Origin of the sequence: Aestuariivirga sp., from assembly GCF_046093005.1 — a bacterium.
In the GTDB taxonomy this organism is placed as follows: domain Bacteria; phylum Pseudomonadota; class Alphaproteobacteria; order Rhizobiales; family Aestuariivirgaceae; genus Aestuariivirga.
Genome location: NZ_JBJTER010000172.1, coordinates 1 through 20,284, shown reverse-complemented (window position 1 = coordinate 20,284; position 20,284 = coordinate 1). Strand labels below are relative to the sequence as shown.

At 65.7% G+C, this 20,284-nt stretch carries 20 protein-coding genes and 1 pseudogene; 17 read left to right on the top strand and 4 right to left on the bottom strand.

Going from position 1 to position 20,284, the window contains the following annotated elements; translation table 11 throughout:
* The 4 genes from ACKOED_RS14590 to ACKOED_RS14575 all read left to right on the top strand — a co-directional run.
* The coding region (locus tag ACKOED_RS14590; RefSeq protein WP_408917339.1) for an ABC transporter permease at window positions 1-596 on the top strand (596 nt) is incomplete at its 5' end.
* Window positions 593-2,110: a sugar ABC transporter ATP-binding protein gene (locus ACKOED_RS14585; protein WP_408917338.1), complete on the top strand. Its 1,518-nt coding sequence runs from the start codon at window positions 593-595 to the stop codon at window positions 2,108-2,110. The genes ACKOED_RS14590 and ACKOED_RS14585, both read left to right, overlap by 4 nt.
* A 1-nt stretch (window position 2,111) precedes the next feature.
* Window positions 2,112-3,059 carry an ABC transporter permease gene (locus ACKOED_RS14580; protein ID WP_408917337.1) on the top strand — a complete coding sequence of 316 codons (948 nt, stop codon included), beginning with the start codon at window positions 2,112-2,114 and terminating at the stop codon, window positions 3,057-3,059.
* A 9-nt stretch (window positions 3,060-3,068) separates the two neighbouring features.
* A complete protein-coding gene (locus tag ACKOED_RS14575) occupies window positions 3,069-3,893 on the top strand; it encodes an aldo/keto reductase (RefSeq protein WP_408917336.1) in 825 nt (274 codons plus the stop codon).
* 2 nt (window positions 3,894-3,895) lie between these two features.
* On the opposite strand, the gene ACKOED_RS14570 is transcribed toward ACKOED_RS14575, so the two are convergent.
* From ACKOED_RS14570 to ACKOED_RS14555, 4 genes are read right to left on the bottom strand one after another with little or no spacing between them, the layout of a single operon-like run.
* Complete coding sequence (locus tag ACKOED_RS14570) at window positions 3,896-4,750, bottom strand: sugar phosphate isomerase/epimerase family protein (RefSeq protein WP_408917334.1); 855 nt, start codon at window positions 4,748-4,750, stop codon at window positions 3,896-3,898.
* Window positions 4,750-5,889: a dihydrodipicolinate synthase family protein gene (locus ACKOED_RS14565; RefSeq protein WP_408917333.1), complete on the bottom strand. Its 1,140-nt coding sequence runs from the start codon at window positions 5,887-5,889 to the stop codon at window positions 4,750-4,752. The genes ACKOED_RS14570 and ACKOED_RS14565 overlap by 1 nt, the downstream gene beginning before the upstream one ends.
* 3 nt (window positions 5,890-5,892) lie before the next feature.
* A complete protein-coding gene (locus ACKOED_RS14560) occupies window positions 5,893-6,654 on the bottom strand; it encodes a 3-ketoacyl-ACP reductase (RefSeq protein ID WP_408917332.1) in 762 nt (253 codons plus the stop codon).
* Entirely contained in the window at window positions 6,651-7,319 is a 669-nt protein-coding gene (locus ACKOED_RS14555) for a TetR/AcrR family transcriptional regulator (RefSeq protein WP_408917331.1), read from the bottom strand. The genes ACKOED_RS14560 and ACKOED_RS14555 overlap by 4 nt, the downstream gene beginning before the upstream one ends.
* 77 nt (window positions 7,320-7,396) lie before the next feature.
* Here ACKOED_RS14555 and ACKOED_RS14550 point away from each other — a divergent pair, with 77 nt between their 5' ends.
* The 13 genes and pseudogenes from ACKOED_RS14550 to ACKOED_RS14490 form a co-directional block, all read left to right on the top strand.
* Window positions 7,397-8,983, top strand: coding sequence for a GMC family oxidoreductase (locus ACKOED_RS14550; protein WP_408917330.1), 1,587 nt, complete (start codon window positions 7,397-7,399; stop codon window positions 8,981-8,983).
* Window positions 8,984-8,986: 3 nt separating this feature from the next.
* Entirely contained in the window at window positions 8,987-10,564 is a 1,578-nt protein-coding gene (locus ACKOED_RS14545) for an acyl CoA:acetate/3-ketoacid CoA transferase (RefSeq protein WP_408917341.1), read from the top strand.
* Window positions 10,557-11,336 carry an enoyl-CoA hydratase/isomerase family protein gene (locus ACKOED_RS14540; protein ID WP_408917329.1) on the top strand — a complete coding sequence of 260 codons (780 nt, stop codon included), beginning with the start codon at window positions 10,557-10,559 and terminating at the stop codon, window positions 11,334-11,336. The genes ACKOED_RS14545 and ACKOED_RS14540 overlap by 8 nt, the downstream gene beginning before the upstream one ends.
* Window positions 11,337-11,450: 114 nt before the next feature.
* Window positions 11,451-12,692, top strand: a complete 1,242-nt coding sequence (locus ACKOED_RS14535; protein ID WP_408917328.1) for an ABC transporter substrate-binding protein — start codon at window positions 11,451-11,453, stop codon at window positions 12,690-12,692.
* A gap of 79 nt (window positions 12,693-12,771) precedes the next feature.
* On the top strand, window positions 12,772-13,668 hold the full coding sequence (locus tag ACKOED_RS14530) for a carbohydrate ABC transporter permease (RefSeq protein ID WP_408917327.1): 897 nt from the start codon (window positions 12,772-12,774) through the stop codon (window positions 13,666-13,668).
* Window positions 13,665-14,546, top strand: a complete 882-nt coding sequence (locus tag ACKOED_RS14525) for a carbohydrate ABC transporter permease (protein WP_408917326.1) — start codon at window positions 13,665-13,667, stop codon at window positions 14,544-14,546. Before ACKOED_RS14530 ends, ACKOED_RS14525 begins: the two co-directional genes overlap by 4 nt.
* Window positions 14,547-14,549: 3 nt before the next feature.
* On the top strand, window positions 14,550-15,656 hold the full coding sequence (locus ACKOED_RS14520) for an ABC transporter ATP-binding protein (RefSeq protein WP_408917325.1): 1,107 nt from the start codon (window positions 14,550-14,552) through the stop codon (window positions 15,654-15,656).
* Window positions 15,657-15,788: 132 nt separating this feature from the next.
* Window positions 15,789-16,517 carry a LamB/YcsF family protein gene (locus ACKOED_RS14515; protein WP_408917324.1) on the top strand — a complete coding sequence of 243 codons (729 nt, stop codon included), beginning with the start codon at window positions 15,789-15,791 and terminating at the stop codon, window positions 16,515-16,517.
* A 26-nt stretch (window positions 16,518-16,543) separates the two neighbouring features.
* Window positions 16,544-16,774 carry an acetyl-CoA carboxylase gene (locus tag ACKOED_RS14510; RefSeq protein WP_408917322.1) on the top strand — a complete coding sequence of 77 codons (231 nt, stop codon included), beginning with the start codon at window positions 16,544-16,546 and terminating at the stop codon, window positions 16,772-16,774.
* Window positions 16,775-16,799: 25 nt separating this feature from the next.
* Window positions 16,800-18,167: an acetyl-CoA carboxylase biotin carboxylase subunit gene (locus tag ACKOED_RS14505; RefSeq protein WP_408917321.1), complete on the top strand. Its 1,368-nt coding sequence runs from the start codon at window positions 16,800-16,802 to the stop codon at window positions 18,165-18,167.
* 16 nt (window positions 18,168-18,183) lie between these two features.
* Window positions 18,184-19,059 (top strand): 5-oxoprolinase subunit B family protein, encoded by an 876-nt coding sequence (locus ACKOED_RS14500; protein WP_408917320.1) that lies wholly within the window; start codon window positions 18,184-18,186, stop codon window positions 19,057-19,059.
* Window positions 19,049-20,014: pseudogene (locus tag ACKOED_RS14495) on the top strand (biotin-dependent carboxyltransferase family protein); the annotation flags it as partial. The gene ACKOED_RS14500 and the pseudogene ACKOED_RS14495, both read left to right, overlap by 11 nt.
* 1 nt (window position 20,015) lies before the next feature.
* The coding region (locus ACKOED_RS14490) for a biotin transporter BioY (RefSeq protein ID WP_408917340.1) at window positions 20,016-20,284 on the top strand (269 nt) is incomplete at its 3' end.

Below are 20,284 nucleotides of genomic sequence, written 5' to 3'. Positions count from 1 at the left end.
TCATGACCACGCTGGGCATGGGCTTTGCCGGAATCGGCATCGCCACCGCCATACTGGGCGGCGTCATGGTCCGCATCGGCGACAATGATTTTCGCAACTGGCTGTCCCTCGGGCGCCTCTATGGCATTCCGGCTGCAGTGTGGATCGCTGCTGTGGCAGTGGCCGCGGCCTGGCTGATCCAGGAGCGCACCCGCATCGGCCGCTGGCTCTACGCCATCGGCACCGACGAGCAGACGGCGCGCAACTCCGGCATTCCGGTGGACCGCACCCGCATCCTGATCTTCGGCATCGCCGGCATGTTCTATGGCCTCGCCGGCGCGCTGTCGGCGGCGCAGATCGGCCGCGGCCATGCGCTGATCGCCCAGGACCGGCTGTTCACCGCCATCACCGCGGTGGTGGTGGGCGGCACCGCGCTCTCGGGCGGGGTGGGCTCGGTGATCAACTCGGTGATCGGCGTGTTCATCGTCATCGTGCTGGCCAATGGCATGGTGCTGATGGGAATCGAACCTTATGTGCAGAAGGGCGTGCAGGGTCTGCTGATCATTGCCGCGGTGGCCCTCGCGCTCGACCGTTCGCGGCTGGATGTCGTCAAATGACAGTACCGGTGCTGGAAGTTCGCGGCGTGTCCAAGTCGTTTCCCGGCGTCAAGGCGCTGGACGATGTGAGCTTCGCCATCAACCGCGGCGAGGTGGTGGGTCTCGTCGGGGAGAATGGCGCTGGCAAATCGACGCTGCTCAAGATCCTGAACGGCGTCTATCAGCCCGATTCCGGCGGAATCTATGTCGATGGCCAGAAGGTGAGCGTGGCCTCGCCGCGCCAGGCCTTCGATTCCGGCATCGCCATGGTGTTCCAGGAACAGTCGATCCTGCCGACGCTGACAGTGGCCGAGAACATTTTCCTCGGCCGCGAGGAGGAGTTCCTGCGGTTTGGATTGATCTCCAAGTCGCGCATGAAGGCCGCCGCCGCCGAAGAGCTGAAGAAGGTCCATCTCGACATCGACCCTGGCCTGCGTTGCGCCGATCTGTCTTTCGCGGCCCGCCAGATGGTGGAAATCGCCAAGGCGCTCTCGCTCAACAGCCGTATCAAAGGCCATGTCACGGTGCTGCTCGACGAGCCCACTTCGGTTCTCGAACAGAAGGAAGTGGACCTCCTGTTCCGCATCATCCGTGACTTGCGTGACCGCGCCAGCTTCGTGTTCATCTCGCACCGGCTGGAGGAGGTGCTTGGTATTTCCGACCGTGTCTATGTGCTGCGCGACGGCAAGGTGGTGAAGGAACTGCCCGCCGCCGGCGCCACGGTCAAGGACCTGCATCAGCTGATGGTGGGCCGCCAGCTGCACCACGAATATTACCGCGAGGCCCGCCAGGCCACGCCTTCCACGCAAGTGGTTCTGTCCTGCGAGGCCCTGAGCAAGGACGGGTCCTTTGCGGATGTGAGCTTCGAACTGCACGCGGGCGAGGTGCTCGGCATCGCCGGCGTCGTGGGCTCGGGCCGCGAGGACCTGGCGCGCTGCCTCGCTGGCCACGCCCGCCCGAGCCGGGGCAGCGTGCGCATCGCTGGCCAGGCGGTGGATTTCCATTCGGCACATGACGCCACCGCGGACGGCGTTGGGCTGCTGCCGGCCGAACGCAAGGTCGAAGGCCTCGTGGCGCCGTTCAGTGTTGCTGAAAACATGACGCTTGCGGCGCTGCCGCGCTTCACCTCTCCGGGGGGCGCCATCCGCTTCGGCGCGGAACGCCAGACGGCGCAGGACTGGATTGGACGCCTCAAGATCAAGACGCCGTCTTCGGCCACCATGGTGGGGTCGCTCTCCGGTGGCAACCAGCAGAAGGTGGTGCTCGCCAAATGGCGGATCGCCGGTGTCAAGGTGCTCATCCTCGATCATCCGACGCGCGGCATTGATGTCGGCGCCAAGGAAGATGTCTATGATCTGATCCGCGAAATGACCGCGGAGGGCCTCGCCATCGTGCTGCTCGGCGACACGCTGGAAGAGGTGATCGGGCTGTCGAGCCGCATCCTGGTGATGCGCGACGGCAAGGTGACGGCCAGGCTCGAAGCGCCGCCCGGCGCCAAGCCGCAGCAGGTCGAACTTCTGCGGCACATGGTGTGAGATGAGCGATCTCCTGAAACGATACGACGCCCTCCTGCCGCTGATCGTGCTGGCTGGGCTGGTGCTGGCGGTGGGCGTCTATGATCCCAGCTTCCTGTCGGCCAGCAATTTTCTGGAAGTGACGGCCGACACCGTGACGCTGTTCCTGATGGCCTCGGGCGTGACACTGGTGATCATGATGGGCGGCATTGATCTGTCGGTGCAGGCGGTGGCCTCGATGACCAGCTGCATCCTGGCCGTCTATCTGCCGCATCTTGGCTTTTTCGCCATTCCGGCAGCGGTGCTGGGCGGGGTGATCGCCGGGTTCCTCGGCGGCTATGTGTCAACGAAGCTCCGCATTCCGTCCTTCATCGCCACGCTGGCGGTGAGCGGCGTGGTTCTGAGTGCGGGCTACTGGTTTTCCGAAACCCGCTCCGTCAACATCCCGGGTGATCTCAGCAAGCAGTATCTGTTCTGGGCGGTGGGTGATAGTCTTGGGGTTCCCAACGAGATCTGGGTGGGCGTCGTGTTCCTGCTGCTGCTCAGCCTGCTCCTCGGCCTCACGCCGTTCGGGCGGCTGGTGCGCGGCATCGGTGCGCAGGAACGCGCGGTGATCGCATCCGGCATCGATGTCGACCGCATCAAGATTGCCGCCTACACGCTCTCCGGCACCATGGCGGGCGTGGCGGGCGTGGTCATGGCGGCCCGCCTCGGCTCCGGCTCTCCCACCCTCGCCAATGAATTCCTGCTGCCCGCCATCGCCTGCATCGTGGTTGGCGGCACGGCGATCACCGGCGGCGTCGGCTCGGTGTGGCGCACTTTCGTCGGCGCGCTGATCGTCCAGGTGGTGCGCATCGGCATGACCTTCATGGGCGTCTCCGTCTTCGCCCAGCAAATCGTGTTCGGCGTCATTCTGGTGGCCGCCGTGGCGGTGACCATGGACCGCACAAAAGTGCTGGTCATCAAATAGGAGCCTTACATGACCGCAATTTCCATGCCCGCGCCAGGCGGCATCCCGCTTCTCGGGCTGGGCACCTATCCTCTCACCGGCGAAGAGGCCTTCCGCACCGTGCGCATGGCGATCGACCTTGGCATCCGCCACATCGACACCGCCCAGATGTATGGCAACGAGCGCGAGATCGGCCGGGCTGTCGCATCCTCTGGCCTGCCGCGCGGCGATTTTTTCATGGTCACCAAGGTCGATCCCGGCAATCTGGGCGCTGCCCGTTTCGCCGACAGTGTTGCGCGCTCGGTCGACGATCTCGGCGGCCCCGCCGACCTCCTGCTCATCCACTGGCCGCCGCCCGAGGATGATTTCGACGCCACCCTGGACCGGCTGATGGCCGAGCGCGCCAAAGGCAATACCAAGGCCATCGGGGTCAGCAATTTCTCGCCCGCCATGATGCGCCGCGCCCAGCAGCGCTGCGCTGGCGCACTCATCAACAACCAGGTGGAGTTCCACCCGCTGCTTGACCAGCAGGCGGTGCTCGCCACGGCGCGCGAGCAGGGCATGGTGCTGTCAGCCTATTCGCCGCTGGCCCGCGGCGCGGCGATGAAGCCCGCCGTCATCGCCGCCATCGCGGCCAGGCTTGGGCGGCCGCCATCGGAGGTCGTGCTGCGCTGGATCATGCAGCAGGGCGTGGTAGCGATTCCGATGACCACGAAGCGCGAGAACGCGCTCTCCAACATCGCGGCGCTGAGCCTCGAACTTTCCCCGGAAGACATGGCGGCCATAACCGGCCTTGGCACGCGGCATGGACGCACCATCAACCCCAGCTGGATGGCAGGCCGTTGGGAGCCCTGAGCTCAGGTTGCGGAAACAAGCCTCTCCCGGCACACCGCGAGCGTCTCCCCGATGGGCCGCTTCCACCAGTTCCTGGCCGAGAAGATTTCGACCTCGATGAAACCCGTGTAGCCCGCTGCCTCCGCCTCGCGGCGGATCTGCGGCACGTCGATCACCCCGTCGCCCATCATGCCGCGGTCGTTCAGTACGTCCTCGGTGGGCACCAGCCAGTCACAGACGTGGAAGCCGAAGATGCGGCGCTCCGCCCCCGCTCTGGCGATGGCGGCGCCGCGGCCGGGGTCCCACCAGATGTGATAGACATCGAGGCAGACGCCCAGCCACGGATCATCCGCCTTGCCCTCGATGGCGTCACAGATGGCCAGCGCCTCGGAGACCAGCGACAGGCAGGAGCGGTCCGCCGCATAGACCGGGTGCAACGGCTCGAGCGCGATCCTCACCCCATGGGCCTTGCCATGTGCGAGCAGCAAGGCGGTTCCCTCCGCCACCTGGGCGCGCGCCGCGGCGATGTCCTTGGACCCGGCGGGAAGCCCACCCACCACCATGACGAAGCTCGCGGCGCCGAGCGTCGCGGCATCGGCGATGGCGCGGCGGTTCGCTTCGATGTTGGCGAGGAAACCGGCGCGGTCCGTGGCCGGAATATAGGTGCTGCGGCAATAGCCCGGAACCTTCAGCCCCGCTTCCCTGATCCGCCGCGCGATGGCGCCCACATCCTGGCCCTCGACCTCGCGCCGCCACGGCGCGATGCCGCCGAAGCCGGCCCGCGCCACGGCGTCGATCACGTCCGTCAGCGGCGCCTGAAAGCCCAGCGTCGCGGTGTTGATGGCGCAAGCGCCGGGTTGCGCGGCAAGCTCGCGCATCACGCGCCATACATGGCGAGCAGCGTCTTCATCCGCTTCACCGCCAGCTCAGGGTCCGACAGCAGCCTTGCCTGATCGGCCAGCTTGAAGACCTCGATGAAGTAAGGCAGCGGCCGCATCGCCTGCGCGCCGTTCACCATCACGAAATGATCCTGATGGCCGTTGAGCCAGGCGAGGAACACGATGCCGGTCTTGTAATATTGCGTCGGGGCCCGGAAGATGAGCCGCGACAGCGGCACGGTGGGCTCCATCAATTCGGAATATTTCTTCATGTCGCCGCGGGCCAGCGCCGCGAGGCCCGCCGAGGCGGCGGGCGCGATGGCGTCGAAAATGCCGAGCAGCGCGTCCGAATAGCCCTGCGCGTCGCCGGCGATCAGCGCGGGATAGTTGAAGTCGTCGCCGGTATACATCTTCACAGACTTCGGCAGGCGGCGGCGCATGGTGATCTCCTTGCCGTCGTCAAGGAGCGAGATCTTGATGCCGTCGACCTTCTTCACATTGGCGGCGATGGCGGCGAGGCAGGTCTCCATCGCCGGCGCGAAGTCCGTGCTGCCCCAATAGCCTTTGAGGGCCGGATCGAACATGTCACCCAGCCAGTGCAGGATCACTGGATGGGCAGCCTCTGAGAGCACGCGCGAATAGACCTTCACATAATCATCGGGCGATTTCGCCACCCGCACCAGCGCGCGGCTGGCCATCAGGATGATGCGCCCATTGAGTTTCTGTATGGCGGCGAGCTGCTCGAGATAGGCCTTCACCACATCATCGAGGTTGCGCGCCTCCGCCGGGTTCAGCTGGTCGGTGCCGCAGCCGGAATAGATGCGCTGGGCCCGGGGGCCGGCGTCCTTCAGCGAGCGGGTAATCAGTTCCAGCGCGCGCGGCCAGTCCAGCCCCATGCCGCGCTGCGATGTGTCCATCGCCTCGGCGATGCCGAAGCCCAGATCGAGCAGGTAGCGGCGGTAGGCAAGGGTGCGGTCCCAGTCCAGCGCCGGCGGTCCGGATGGGTCGGCAGCGGTCCGCGCATCGGCCACCACATGGGCGGCGGCGAAGGCCACGCGGTTGAAGGCAGTGCGGGGCTTGCGGATGGCCAGCGGCTCGGCCCGCAGCCTGTAGGCGCCGTCTGGAAGAGTGATCTTCATTTCTCAGTACCTCACGCTCAAGAGGCCGCCGTCGGCCTGGATGACCTGGCCCGATGTATAGGGAAGAAGGCCCATGGCCAGCGTCGCCGCGATGCGGCCCACTTCGGCGGGCGTTCCGAACCGCTTGATGACGGTGAGGCCGCCCTCGATCAGCGCGTCGTATTTCGCTCTCGATGGCGCCGTCATGTCGGTCTCGATGAAGCCGGGCTGGATTTCATAGACGCCGATGCCGTCGTTGGAGAGCCTTGTGGCGAACAGCTTGGTGATCATCGCCGCCCCGGCCTTGGAGATGCAGTATTCGCCGCGCGCGATCGACGGGGCCACGGCATTGGCGGAGGAAATGGTGATAATCGCGCGGTGGCCATCCGCCGCGCGGCCCATCAGCCGCCGCGCAAAGGCCTGGGTGAGAAAGAAGGTGCCGCGGGTGTTGATCGACTGGCAGCGGTCATAGCTCTCGGGCGAGACGTCGAGCAGGTCGCCACGGCTCAAGACTGACACCCCGGCATTGTTGACCAGCGTGGTGAGCGGCCCCACCTTGGCTTCCGCCTCATCGAGCAGGGCGGCATGGCTTTCGATGCGGCCGATATCGGCGGCGATGGCGGCCGCGCGGCGGCCTTTGGCGGCGATCTCGGCGGCGGTGGCGGTCAGTTCATCCGAGGCAACGACATCCGCCACCGCCACGTCGAAGCCCTGTTCGGCGAGGGCAAGCGCGATGGCCTTGCCGATGCCGCGCCGCCCGCCGGTGACCAGTGCTGCCTGTGTCATTCGCCTTTCTCCAGTCTGGCAAGCGTTTCCGGCGTGCATACCAGCCGGAGAACCGTCTTGATGTTGAAATCGAGCCGGTCGCCCAGCGCCTTGCCGCTCATCAGGTCACGCTCGAACACGATCGAGCCGGTGAAGCGGTTGGTGAGGTAGTAATAGCCGATCGCCGCGATGGTGATGTTGACCTGCACCGCGTCCAGATCGCGGCGGAACACGCCTGCCGCCGCGCCGCGCTCGAGCAGCGCCCGCATGCGGCCCACGAACGGCCTGCTCAGCTCCTTGATGCGCGAGGACACCTTGATGTGCCGGGCCTTGTGCAGATTCTCGCTGTTGACCAGCGTGATGAATTCGGGATTCGCCAGGTAATAGCCCCAGGTGAAGCGCACCAGCCGCTTCAGCGCCGTCAGCGGATCGTCCTTCTCGATTTCCAGCTTGGCCTCGGCCTCGCGGATGCCGGCATAGGCGTCTTCCAGCGTGATGCGGAACAGCTCTTCCTTGTTGCCGAAATAATGGTAGAGCATGCGCTTGTTGGTGCGGGCCCGCGCCGCAATGTCGTCCACCCGGGCGCCAGACAGCCCGTTCTTCGCGAACTCGGCCTTGGCGGCCTTCAGGATCCGCGCCTTGGTGGCATCGGGATCGCGGGCTTTGAAAGACAGGGCGCGGGGCAAGATTCCACTCTTGAAATAACCAACTGGTTATTTATAAGCGGGTCCATGGCGGCGAAGCAAGAGGCGTCAAAAAGGCGATGTATGACTATGTGATCGTGGGCGGGGGCTCTGCCGGCTGCGTGCTGGCGGCCAGGCTTTCGGAAATGGAGGCGGCCCGGGTGCTGCTGATCGAGGCGGGTCCGCGCGACACCAACCCCTACATCCACATGCCGGTGGGCTTCTTCAAGATGACCTCGGGTTCGCTGATCTGGGGCTATGAGACGGCGCCGCTGCGCCATGCCAATGGCCGGGTCGCGGTCTATCCGCAGGCCCGCGTGCTGGGCGGCGGCAGTTCGATCAACGCCGAAATCTACACGCGTGGCTGCCCGGAGGATTATGACGGCTGGGCCAGCCAGCATGGTTGCGACGGCTGGAGCTGGCGCGATCTCAAGAGCTATTTCGTGAAGTCCGAGGGCAACACCCGGCTCGGCGGTCCGGAGCACGGCATCGATGGCCCGCTCGGCGTTTCCGACCTGCAGAGCCCCAACCGGGTGTCGCAGGCCTATGTGCAGGGCTGCATGGAATTTGGCATGCCCTACAACGCCGATTTCAATTCCGGCCGCCAGGAGGGGGCCGGCCTCTACCAGACCACCACGCTCAACGGCCGGCGCTGCAGCGCCGCGGTGGGCTATCTGCGCCCCGCCCTGCGGCGGCCCAATCTCGAGCTGCGCACCGGCGTCATGGTGAAGCGCATCGTGGTCGAGAACGGCCGCGCCACCGGCGTCGAAATCGTCTCGGACAAGGGTGTGGAGATGATCCAGGCGGCGAGCGAGGTGATCGTTACGGCCGGCGCCATCGGCTCGCCGAAGCTGCTGATGCTTTCGGGGATCGGGCCCGCCGCGCATCTGCGCGAGGTGGGCGTGCCCGTGGTGCATGATCTTCCCGGTGTGGGCGAGAACTTCCACGATCACTTCTCGACCGACGTCACCTGGGTGCTGAACGGCCCTCATTCCTACGACAAATACAAGAAGGCCCGCTGGAAGCTGTGGGCCGGCTTGCAATATGCCATGTTCCGCTCGGGCCCCGTGGCCTCCAACATCGTCGAGGCCGGGGCCTTCTGGTGGAGTGACCGGTCGGAGAAGACGCCCGATCTGCAATTCCATTTCCTGGCGGGCGCCGGCGTCGAGGAGGGGGTGGGCAGCGTGCCGGGCGGCAATGGCGCCACCTGTAATTCCTATCATGTGAGGCCGCGCTCGCGTGGCGTCGTCCGGCTGCGCTCGTCCCGGCCGGAGGACGCGCCGCTGATCGACCCCAACTCTTTCGCCGAGCCCTATGACCTCGAGCGCCACATCGACGGCATCAGGATCACCCAGGAGGTGGGCCGCACCCACGCCATGCGGAAATTCGTCGCCGCCGAGCATTTCCCCGGTCCCGCAGTCAAGACCAAGGCGGATTACGAAGCCTGCGCGCGCGCCAACGCCCGCTCCTCCTACCATCCGGTCGGCACCTGCAAGATGGGCCGCGATCCGATGGCGGTGGTCGATCTGGCGCTGCGCGTCCACGGTATCGAGCGTCTCCGGGTCTGCGACAGCTCGATCATGCCGGAGGTCGTCTCCTCCAACACCAATGCCCCGACCATCGCCATTGCAGAAAAGGCCGCGGACATGATCCGCGGTAACAGGTGAATGATGCCGAAGATCGTTTCCGCCGCCGAAGCCGCCAGAACCATTCCGGATGGCGCCGCCGTTGCCGTCAATTCCTCCTCGGGCCTCAACTGCCCGGATGCCGTGCTGAAGGCGATCGGCGAACGCTTCGACCGCGAGGCGCATCCGCGCAATCTCACCATGCTGCATCCGATCGCGGCGGGCGACATGTTCGGCATCCGCGGCATCGAGCACATTGCCAAGCCGGGCCTCATCGGCCGCATCATCGCCGGGTCCTATCCGTCCGGTCCTTCGACATCGGAACCGCCGATGATCTGGCAGATGCTGGGCGCCAATGAGATGCCGGCCTACAACGTGCCGTCGGGCATCATGTTTGACCTGATGCGCGAGGCCGCCGCCAAGCGCCCCGGCGTCATCACCAAGGTGGGACTCGACACCTTCGCCGACCCTGACCGCGAAGGCTGCGCCATGAACGCCAAGGCCGCGGCCCAGCCCATCGTGCGCAAGATCCGTTTCGAGGGCGAGGAGTGGCTGTTCTTCCCCGCCATCGTGCCGAAGGTGGCTATCATCCGCGGCAGCGCCTGCGACGAGCGCGGCAATCTGAGCTTCGATCAGGAAGGCGCCTATCTGGGCGCCATGGAGCTGGCGCTCGCCGCCCATAACAATGGCGGCATCGTCATCGCCCAGGTGCGCAACGTGGTCGAGAACGAGACGCTGAAGCCGCACCAGGTGCGGGTGCCGGGCATTCTGGTCGATTACATCGTCGAGGACCCCGACCAGTGGCAGACCACCCAGACACCCTATGACCCGGCGATCTCCGGCGAGGTGTTCAAGCCTGTGTCGAGCTTCGGCCTCATGGAATTCGGCACCGGCAAGGCCATCGCCCGGCGGGTGGCGCGGGAGATCCGCAAGGGCTGGGCGGTGAACCTGGGCTTCGGCGTGTCCGCCAATGTGCCGCGCATCTTCATCGAGGAGGGCCTGCACGGCCAGGCCACCTGGGTGATCGAGCAGGGTGCTGTTGGCGGCGTGCCGCTGCTCGAATTCCAGTTCGGCTGTGCCGCCAATGCCGAGGCCTTCGTGCCCTCGGCCTATCAGTTCACCTATTTTCAGGCGGCGGGCTTTGATTGCTCGCTGCTGTCGTTCCTGCAGATCGACCGGCACGGCTCGGTCAATGTCTCGAAGCTGGGCGCCAGGCCGCATGTGACGGCGGGAGCGGGCGGGTTCGTGGACATCACCTCGCGGGCCCGCAAGATCGTGTTCTCCGGCTTCTACAATGCCGGCGCCCGCATGGAGATCGTGGGCGGCAAGCTCCGGATCGAGAAGGAAGGCAAGGTCAGGAAGCTGGTCAATGAGGTGGAGCAGGTGTCGTTCTCCGGCCGCCGCGGCGTCGCCCAGGGCCAGGACGTGACCTATGTCACCGAGCGCTGCGTGATGAAGCTGACGCCGGACGGGATCGTGCTCACCGAGATCGCGCCGGGGGTTGATCTCCAGGCCAACATCCTCGACCAGTCGGAGTTTCCGCTGATCGTGTCACCACAGCTTCGCGAGATGGACCGCCGCCTGTTCGAGCCGGAGAAGATGGGGCTGGCGCTCGATGGCTGACACCGGCGACAGCAGGGTCTGGCTCAGCATCGGCGGGGCCATCGCCACCATCGTGCTGGCCCGCCCCGAGAAGCTCAACGCGCTTGATTACGGCATGGTGCAGGCGCTGGAGCGCGCCGCGCTGGCGATCGAGGCCGAAGCCGGCGTGAGGGTGGCGATCATCACTGGCGAGGGCGGCAAGTCATTCTGTGCCGGCGGCGACATCGAGGCCTGGGCGGCGCTGTCGCCCGCCGATTTCGGGCTCGCCTGGGTGCGCCACGGCCACCGCGCTTTCGACGCGCTGGCAAGGCTCCGCCAGCCGCTGATTGCCGTGCTGAACGGCCATGCCCTGGGCGGCGGGCTGGAACTGGCCGCCACGGCTGACCTCCGCATCGCCGAGGAGCATGTGAAGCTGGGCGCGCCGGAAACCGGGCTCGGCATCATTCCGGGCTGGTCCGGCACCCAGCGCGCCGTGCGCCGCTTCGGGCCGCAGACGGTGCGCCGCATGGCGCTGGCGGGCGAGGTGTTCACGGCGGCGGAGGGCCTGGCGCTCGGTCTCGTCGATGCCGTGGTGCCCCGCGAGCAGGGCATGCCGGCGGCGATCGCCATGGCTGAACGCGTGGCGCGGCGCGGGCCGCTCGCCACCCAGGCCACCAAGATGCTGATCAACGCCGCCGAGGGCGAGGAGACGGAACGGGCGCTGGAGGCGCTGGCCGGGGCCGTCGCCGCGGCCAGCGCCGAACTCCAGGAGGGGCTTGCCGCATTTCGCGGCAAACGGACGCCGTCCTTCTGAATCCCCCGCGAAATGCCCGTTGCGGGATGGCCCGCAACCCTGTAAAGTCGTAACGAGCTGGTTACTTAATTGATGCGTTGACTGGCTTTTTCGATGCAACCAAGGGAGGAGAACATGTTGCGCAAGTTTTTGCTTACCACCGCCGCGCTGGTCGGGATCACCGCCATGGCGCATGCCGACGAAGTTGAAGTGCTGCACTGGTGGACGTCGGGCGGCGAGGCCGCGGCGCTCGACGTGCTGAAGAAGGACCTCGAGTCCAAGGGCGTCGTCTGGAAAGACATGCCGGTCGCCGGTGGCGGCGGCGAGGCCGCAATGACGGCGCTGCGCGCCCGGGTCACCGCAGGAAACCCGCCGACTGCCGTGCAGGGCCTTGGTTTTGACATCACCGACTGGGCCAAGCAGGGCGCGCTCGGCGACCTGAACGAGGTTGCCGCCGCCGAGGGCTGGGACAAGGTTGTCCCCACCGCGCTGCAGAACTTCTCGAAGTATGACGGCAAGTGGATCGCCGCGCCGGTGAACGTCCACTCCACCAACTGGGTGTGGATCAACAAGGCCGCGCTGGACGCGGCCGGCGGCAAGGCCCCCGAGACCTGGGAAGAAATGGTCGCGGTGCTCGACAAGATGAAGGCCAATGGCATCACGGCGCTGGCCCATGGCGGCCAGGCCTGGCAGGAAGCCACCATGTTCGACGCGGTGGTGCTCTCCATGGGCCCCGACTTCTACAAGGCCGCGATGATCGACCTCGATCCGGCGGCGCTCTCCGGCGACAAGATGGTCGAAGTGTTCAACCGCATGGCCAAGCTCCGCAGCTATGTGGATGACAACTTCTCCGGCCGTGACTGGAACCTCGCTTCCGCCATGGTCATCGAAGGCAAGGGTGGCATGCAGATGATGGGCGACTGGGCCAAGGGCGAATTCCTCAAGGCCGGCAAGAAGCCGGGCGTGGACTTCGTCTGCATCCGCTTCCCCGGCACGCAGGGCGCGGTGACCTTCAACTCCGACCAGTTCATGATGTTCAAGGTCGGCGCTGACCAGCAGAAGGCCCAGCTGCTGATGGCCTCGGCCATCGAGAATCCGTCCTTCCAGTCGGCCTTCAACGTGGTGAAGGGCTCGGTTCCGGCCCGCACCGACGTGCCGAATGACGCTTTCGACGATTGCGGCAAGAAGGGCATGGCGGATCTCGCGGAAGCCAACACCAAGGGCACGCTGATGGGCTCCATGGCGCATGGCCATGCCGCGCCGGCCGCCGTCAAGAACGCCGTCTATGACGTGGTCACCCGCCACTTCAACGGCGAGATGGACTCGGCTGCCGCCGCTGCCGCGCTGGCCGAGGCCGTCGCGGCCGCCAAGGGCTGATACGTCACGAGGGCCCCGGCACCGGCCGGGGCCCTTTCCATTTTTTCTCAAGCCAGCCGGCCCAGAGGACCAACGCCCCGTGAACGCCCTTGCCGCTCCGCGCGCCACGCTCCAGGCTTGGCTGCCGCGCCTCGTGCTGGCGCCGAGCTTCGCGCTCATCCTGGTGTTCGTCTACGGTTTCATCCTGTTCACCGGGCTTCTCTCGCTCACCGGATCGAAAATCCTGCCCGATCTTTCAAGCTGGGTTGGCCTCAACAATTACGTGCGCCTGTTCAACCACCCGAACTGGATCACCTCGCTCAAGAACCTGGCGATCTTCGCCACCCTCTATATCGCGGTGAGCTGCGCCATCGGTCTCGGCCTCGCCATTCTGCTTGACCAGAAGATCAGGGGCGAGGGCGTGCTGCGCCCCATCTATCTCTATCCCATGGCGCTGTCCTTCATCGTCACCGGCGTTGCCTGGAAATGGTTTCTCGACCCTGGCATCGGGCTGCAGCAGGTCATGCATTCCTGGGGCTTCGAATGGTTCTCCTTCCGCTGGATCAAGGACGGCAAGATGGCGATCTATACGATCGTCATCGCCGCCGTCTGGCAGTCCTCGGGCTTCGTCATGGCCATGTTCCTCGCCGGCCTGCGCGGCGTTGACAATGAGATCGTCAAGGCCGCCCAGATCGACGGCGCCTCCAACTGGACGCTCTACCGCCGCATCATCATACCCATGATGCGCCCGGTGTTCCTCTCGGCCTTCGTGGTGCTGGCCCACCTCGCCATCAAGTCCTATGACCTCGTCGTGGCGATGACCAGCGGCGGCCCCGGCACCGCCACCTGGACGCCCGCCCTGTTCATGCAGAACTTCACCTTCACGCGCAATGAAATGGGCATGGGCGCCGCCTCCGCCATCGTCATGATGATGATGATCGCCGCCATCATCGTGCCCTATCTCTATTCCGAGCTCGCCGCGGGGAACCGCAAGTGAGCGGCGGCGCCCAGGACACCGCGGTGCGCACCGGCGCCTTCGCGCGCGCCGCGATCTATGCGCTGCTGATCCTGTTCGCCGTCTATTACCTTCTGCCGCTCTATGTGATGCTGGTGAACTCGGTGAAGCCGCTCACCGAAATCCAGCAGGGCCGCATGCTCTCGCTCCCGCTGCTGTTCACGCTGGAGCCCTGGGGCAGCGCCTGGTCCACCGCCCAGATCGGCGTGCAGCCCACCGGGCTCAAGCCCTATTTCGCCAATTCGCTGATGATGGTCGTCCCCGCCGTGGCGATCTCCACCTTGCTCGGCGCGCTCAACGGCTATGTGCTCACCAAATGGCGCTTTCCGGGCGACAACATCATCTTCGCGCTGATGCTGTTCGCCTGCTTCATCCCGTTCCAGATTGCGCTCATTCCCGCCGCCCGCATCCTTGGGCTTCTGGGCCTCGCCGGCACGCTGCCGGGCCTCATCCTGATCCATGTGGTCTATGGGCTGGGCTTCACCACTCTGTTCTTCCGCAATTATTACGAGGCCTTCCCCACCGAGCTCATCCGCGCCGCGATGATCGACGGGGCGGGCTTCTGGCAAATCTTCCGCCGCATCCTGCTGCCCAGTTCGGGGCCCATCATCATCGTCACGGTGATCTGGCAGTTTACCAACATCTGGAACGACTTCCTGTTCGGCGTATCGTTCTCAGACGCCGATTCGATGCCGATGACGGTGGCGCTCAACAACCTCGTCAATTCATCGACCGGCGTTAAGGAATACAACGTGCATTTCGCCGGCGCCGTGCTCGCGGCGCTGCCCACGCTCATTGTCTACATCGTGTCGGGCCGCTATTTCGTGCGTGGTCTGATGGCGGGCTCGGTCAAGGGTTAGCGCATGGCCTTTCTTGAAATCGACAGTCTGGAAAAGAAGTTCGGCACGGTGGAGGTGCTGAAGGGCATCACGCTCGACATCGAGGAGGGCGGCTTCCTGGTGCTGGTGGGGCCGTCGGGCTGCGGAAAATCGACCCTGCTCAACACCATCGCCGGTCTCGAATCGATCACCGCGGGTGAAATCCGCATCAATGGCCGCCGGGTCAATGACCTTCACCCCTCGCAGCGCGATATCGCCATGGTGTTCCAGTCCTACGCGCTCTACCCCAACATGACGGTGGCCGAGAATATCGGCTTCGGCATGGAAATGCGCGGCGTGGCGAAGCCCGAGCGCGAGCAGGCCATCCGCGATGTCTCCGACATGCTGCAGATCGGCCACCTTCTGGACCGCAAGCCCTCGCAGCTGTCGGGCGGGCAGCGCCAGCGCGTCGCCATGGGCCGGGCGCTGGTCAGGCGGCCGCAGGTGTTCCTGTTCGACGAGCCGCTGTCCAACCTCGACGCCAAGCTGCGCGTCGACATGCGCACCGAGATCAAGCGCCTGCACGCCCGCCTCAAGACCACCATCGTCTATGTCACGCATGACCAGATCGAGGCGATGACGCTGGCCACCAAGATCGCCGTGCTGAAGGACGGCCTGCTGCAACAGGCCGGAACGCCGGCTGAAATTTATAAGACGCCCGCCAACATGTTCGTGGCCGATTTCATGGGGTCGCCCGCCATGAACCTGCTGGAGGCCACCCTCGTGGCACGCGGGCCGGACCTCGCCGTCGAACTGGCCCGGCGCGACGGCCCCCCGCTCATCCTGCCGTTGAGCGATGCCCGGCTCGCCGCCCGGGCCGGCCAGAAACTGGTGTTTGGCATCCGCCCTGAATCGATCACCGATCCGGATGGGGCTGACCGCCAGTCGCAGAACATCGTCACGGCCGATTGCCTGATCGAAGTGGTGCAGCCCGCCGGCGCCGACACCTATGTGCTCACCTTCCTCGGCGGCCGCGAGGCGGTGGCCAGGCTCCGCGCCGATGCCAAGCTGCAGCCCGGCCAGGTGAGCAGGCTGGCCTTCGATCTCGACCAGGCGGTGTTCTTCGATCCGGTGACCGGCGAGCGGCTGTAGGCGGGCGGGGCTCGTCCCCATCTGCGCCATTGCGTGACCCCGGCCGTCTCTTGCTCGCCGCCGATTTTCGGAATTTACAATGGTCCAATCCTGCCGCAATCTGCGTCCGGGAAGGGAAGGGGAAGTCAGCCGATGACGGTCATCAACTGCGACATGGGCGAGGCGTTCGGCCTCTACAAGATGGGCGATGATGCGGGCCTGATGCCGCTCATCGACGTGGCCAATGTGGCCTGCGGCTTCCACGCCTCGGATTTCAACCACATGCGCGCCACCGTGCAGCTGGCGAAGAAGCACGGCGTGAAGGTGGGCGCGCATCCGTCGCTGCCCGATCTCCAGGGCTTCGGCCGCCGCGAGATGAAGATGGGCCGCGATGAGCTCGCCAACTGCATCATCTACCAGGTCGGCGCGCTGAAGGGTTTTCTCGAGGCCGAGGGCATGAGGCTCAACCACATCAAGCCGCACGGCTCGCTTTATGGCATGGCGGCGCGCATGGAAGAGGTGGCGCATGCGGTGTGCGACGCGGCGGATGTGTTCAAGGTGCCGCTGATGGGCATGATCAACACCTTCCACGAAAAGGTCTATACGGCGCGCGGCCACAAATTCATCGCCGAGTTCTATGCCGATCTCGATTACCGCGACGACGGCTCGCTGATCATCACCCGCGAACATGAGGCGAAGGACCCCGGCCACGCGGCGGCGCTTTGCCTGCGCGCCATCCGCGAAGGCAAGGTGAGGGGCGTGGGCGGCCAGGACGTGGCGGTGCGCGCCGACGCGATCTGCGTTCATTCCGACACGCCCAACGCGGTGGCGATCGCCGAGGCCGTGCGCGCGGCGGTCAAGCCCTATATCGACGCCGCCTGAGCAATTCCAACCTACGAGGACAGACCATGCCCCAGCTTCTCTCGCCGCTTCCCGGCACCTTCTACCGCCGGCCCTCGCCGGACAAACCGCCCTACAAGAACGATGGCGACAAGGTCGCCAAGGGCGATGTGGTGGGCCTCATCGAGGTGATGAAGTCCTTCACCGAGGTGAAGGCGGATGCCGCCGGCAAGATCAAGTTCATCGCCGAGAACGAAGAGCCGGTGATGGCCGGCCAGCCGCTGGCGGACATCGGCTGAACGGCGAAAAGAGAAGACACGCCCCATGGCCATCACCAAGCTCCTCATCGCCAACCGTGGCGAGATCGCGGTGCGCATCATCCGCGCCGCGCGGGAGCTTGGCATCAAGACCGTCCAGGTGCATTCGGCGGCGGATGCCGAGATGCTGGCGGTGAAGATGGCGGATGAAGCCGTCAACATCGGCCCGCCGCATGCCGCGAAATCCTATCTCAACATCGACAATATCCTGAAGGCCGCGCGGGACACCGGGGCCGACGCCGTGCACCCCGGCTATGGCTTCCTGGCCGAGAATGCGGGCTTCGCCGATGCCGTCGAGGCGGCGGGGCTCATTTTCGTGGGGCCCCGGGGCGATTCGATCCGGGTGATGGGAGACAAGGTGGCGGCGCGCGTGGCGGCGGAGGCGGCCGGGGTTCCGGTGGTGCCGGGCTCGGATGGCCGCGTGGACGATCCCGAACAGGCCAGGGCCATCGCACTGGCCATCGGCTTTCCGGTGATGATCAAGGCGGCGGCGGGCGGCGGCGGGCGTGGCATCCGCATCGCCCATGACATGAGCGAGTTCGAAACCCTGATGCCGCAGGCCTCGGCCGAGGCCAAGGCGGCCTTCGGCGACGGCGGGCTCTATATCGAGAAGGTGATCGAGAAGGCCCGCCACATCGAGGTGCAGGTGCTGGGTGATGGCCAGCGCGCCATCCATTGCTTCGAGCGCGAATGCTCGCTGCAGCGCCGCCGCCAGAAAGTGTGGGAAGAGGCGCCCTCGGCGGTGCTGCCGCAGGCGGTGCGCGAGAAACTCTGCGCCTCCGCCGTGGCGTTGGCCGAGGCCGTGAACTACCGCGGCGCGGGCACCCTCGAATATCTCTATGACGACGAGACGCATCATTTCTATTTCATCGAGATGAACACCCGCATCCAGGTCGAGCATCCGGTGACCGAGATGATCACCGGCATCGATCTGGTCCGCGAAATGATCCTCATCGCCGGCGGCGAGCCGCTCCGCCTGGCGCAGCCCGATGTCGCGATGCGCGGGCATGCCATCGAGGTCCGCATCAACGCCGAGGACCCGGCGAAGAACTTCATGCCCGCGCCCGGCACGGTGACCTCGCTGCGGGTTCCCGGCGGGCCCGGCACGCGTTTCGACACCATGCTGTACCAGGGCTATCAGGTGCCGCCCTTCTATGATTCCCTGCTGGGCAAGCTCATCGTCTGGGACGAGACGCGCGACGCCGCGATTGCCCGCATGGCGCGGGCGCTGGCCGAGCTTGAGGTTGGCGGGCTTGCGACGACAAAGCCGTTGCATCAGCTGCTGGCCATGGATGACAATGTCCGCAAATCCCAATTCCACACGCGCTGGCTGGAGCCCTGGCTCGAAGCCAACGCCCACCGGCTCACGCAATGAGGAGGATCACGCTGCAATGAAGACGCGGTATTCCTATGGAGGCGACGAGCACATCTTCGTCGAATGCGACGAGGAGATGTCGCTCGACGCCTTCTTCAAATCGCTGTCGATGGCGACGGCGGTGAAGAAAGCGAAGATCAAGGGGGTCACCGAAATCTGCCCCGCCAACGCCTCGATGCAGGTGAAGTTCGATCCCGACGTGATCAAGCCCGCCGACATGCTGAAGGAGCTGAAGGCGATCGAGAAGGCGGCGGCCAAGGCCAAGCCCGTGATCAAGTCACGGATCATCGAAATCCCGGTCTATTACAATGATCCGTGGACGCATGAGACGCTGATGCGCTTCCGTGAGCGCCACCAGGACCCGAAATCGACCGACATCGAATATACGGCGCGCATCAACAAGCTTGACGGTGTCGATGGTTTCGTGAAGGCGCATTCCGGCGCGCCATGGTTCGTGTCCATGGTGGGCTTCGTGGCGGGGCTGCCGTTCCTCTACCAGATGGTGGACCGCAAGCGGCAGATCCAGTCGCCCAAATATCTCCGCCCGCGCACCGATACGCCAAAGCTCACGGTGGGCCATGGCGGCTGCTTCGGCTGCATCTATTCGGTGCGGGGTGCGGGCGGCTACCAGATGTTCGGCATCACCCCGGTGCCGATCTATGACCCCAACCAGAAGATCAAGCATCTGCGCGATTTCATGTGCCTGTTCCGGCCCGGCGACATCGTGAAGTGGAAGCCCATCGACCGCGCCGAATATGACGCGACGGTGGCCGCGGTGGACAAGGGCAAGTTCAACCTGCGCATGAAGGACGTGACCTTCGATCTCGCCGAATTCAAGAAGGACATGGACGGCTACAACGCCAAGCTGATGGGGGCTCTCAATGGCCGTTAAAGTCATCAAGCCCGGCCTTTCAACCACCGTGCAGGACCTGGGCCGGCCTGGCTATTATCACATCGGCATTCCGCTGTCGGGCGGCATGGACCGGCTGGCCCTCAAGGCCGCCAACCTGCTGGTCGGCAACCGCGAAGGTGCTGCGGTGCTGGAAGCCGTGTTCATGGGGCCGGAACTGCAGTTCACCGAGGACGCCACCGTGGCGGTGACCGGCGCCGAGCTGCCGCCGCGCGTCGATGGCGAGCCCCGGGAAACCTGGACCGCCTTCAAGGTGAAGAAGGGCCAGACCCTGTCCTTCGATTTCCTCAAGAAGGGTGCCCGCGCCTATATCGCCATTTCCGGCGGCATCGACGTGCCCGTGGTGCTGGGCTCGCGCTCGACCTACACGCTGGGCGCGCTCGGCGGCTTCAAGGGCCGCAAGCTGGAAGCGGGCGACAAGCTGCCGGTGGGCAAGGGCCGCGGCGCCCGCGAAGGCCGCAGCATTCCGGAGAAGCTGCGCCGCGCGCCGGGCTCGCCCGCCGAGCTGCGCATGCTGCCCGGCCTTTACTGGCACCGCATCACCGCGGCGGCCGGCAAGCGCTTCTTCGAGGATGTCTGGAAGGTGGCGCCGGAGGCGGACCGCATCGGCTACCGCTTCAAGGGCGGCAAGCCCCTTGAATTCGTGCCGCGCGAGCAGCCCTTCGGTGCTGGCTCGGACCCGTCCAACATCGTCGACGCCTGCTACCCTTACGGCTCGATCCAGGTGCCGGGCGGCACCGAGCCCATCGTGCTGCACCGTGACGCGGTGTCGGGCGGCGGTTATTTCATGGTCGGTACCGTGATCTCCGCCGACATGGACCTGATCGGGCAATTGCAGCCGCACACGCCGGCCCGCTTCGTCGAAGTGACCATGGCGCAGGCGCTCAAGGCCCGCAAGGACGAGGCGAAATCTTACGACAAGCTCAAGGCATCTCTCTATGAGAATAATCATGAACGGCTATCTTCTCTCAACTCTCTGGCCGCGGTCGCAGGCGCTGCACAAGGCCGCGCTGGTGGCGCTGGGCATCGTGATCCTGACGCTGGCATCCAAGCTTCAGGTGCCGTTCTGGCCGGTGCCGATGACCCTGCAGACGCTGGCCGTGCTGCTGATCGCCGCCACGGCGGGGGCGCGGCTCGGCGCCGCCACGGTGCTGGCCTGGCTGGCGCTGGGGGCGTTCGGCGCGCCGGGCCCTGGCTTTCATGGCCG

What these genes read in the sequence shown, in the direction of transcription:
- ACKOED_RS14545 (WP_408917341.1), top strand. Translation starts at nt 8,987, where the DNA reads ATGCCGAAGATCGTTTCCGCCGCCGAAGCCGCCAGAACCATTCCGGAT.
- ACKOED_RS14500 (WP_408917320.1), top strand. Translation starts at nt 18,184, where the DNA reads ATGAAGACGCGGTATTCCTATGGAGGCGACGAGCACATCTTCGTCGAA.
- ACKOED_RS14535 (WP_408917328.1), top strand. Translation starts at nt 11,451, where the DNA reads ATGTTGCGCAAGTTTTTGCTTACCACCGCCGCGCTGGTCGGGATCACC.
- ACKOED_RS14510 (WP_408917322.1), top strand. Translation starts at nt 16,544, where the DNA reads ATGCCCCAGCTTCTCTCGCCGCTTCCCGGCACCTTCTACCGCCGGCCC.
- ACKOED_RS14515 (WP_408917324.1), top strand. Translation starts at nt 15,789, where the DNA reads ATGACGGTCATCAACTGCGACATGGGCGAGGCGTTCGGCCTCTACAAG.
- ACKOED_RS14570 (WP_408917334.1), bottom strand. Translation starts at nt 4,750, where the DNA reads ATGCGCGAGCTTGCCGCGCAACCCGGCGCTTGCGCCATCAACACCGCG.
- ACKOED_RS14520 (WP_408917325.1), top strand. Translation starts at nt 14,550, where the DNA reads ATGGCCTTTCTTGAAATCGACAGTCTGGAAAAGAAGTTCGGCACGGTG.
- ACKOED_RS14575 (WP_408917336.1), top strand. Translation starts at nt 3,069, where the DNA reads ATGACCGCAATTTCCATGCCCGCGCCAGGCGGCATCCCGCTTCTCGGG.
- ACKOED_RS14540 (WP_408917329.1), top strand. Translation starts at nt 10,557, where the DNA reads ATGGCTGACACCGGCGACAGCAGGGTCTGGCTCAGCATCGGCGGGGCC.
- ACKOED_RS14505 (WP_408917321.1), top strand. Translation starts at nt 16,800, where the DNA reads ATGGCCATCACCAAGCTCCTCATCGCCAACCGTGGCGAGATCGCGGTG.
- ACKOED_RS14585 (WP_408917338.1), top strand. Translation starts at nt 593, where the DNA reads ATGACAGTACCGGTGCTGGAAGTTCGCGGCGTGTCCAAGTCGTTTCCC.
- ACKOED_RS14580 (WP_408917337.1), top strand. Translation starts at nt 2,112, where the DNA reads ATGAGCGATCTCCTGAAACGATACGACGCCCTCCTGCCGCTGATCGTG.
- ACKOED_RS14550 (WP_408917330.1), top strand. Translation starts at nt 7,397, where the DNA reads ATGTATGACTATGTGATCGTGGGCGGGGGCTCTGCCGGCTGCGTGCTG.
- ACKOED_RS14565 (WP_408917333.1), bottom strand. Translation starts at nt 5,889, where the DNA reads ATGAAGATCACTCTTCCAGACGGCGCCTACAGGCTGCGGGCCGAGCCG.
- ACKOED_RS14560 (WP_408917332.1), bottom strand. Translation starts at nt 6,654, where the DNA reads ATGACACAGGCAGCACTGGTCACCGGCGGGCGGCGCGGCATCGGCAAG.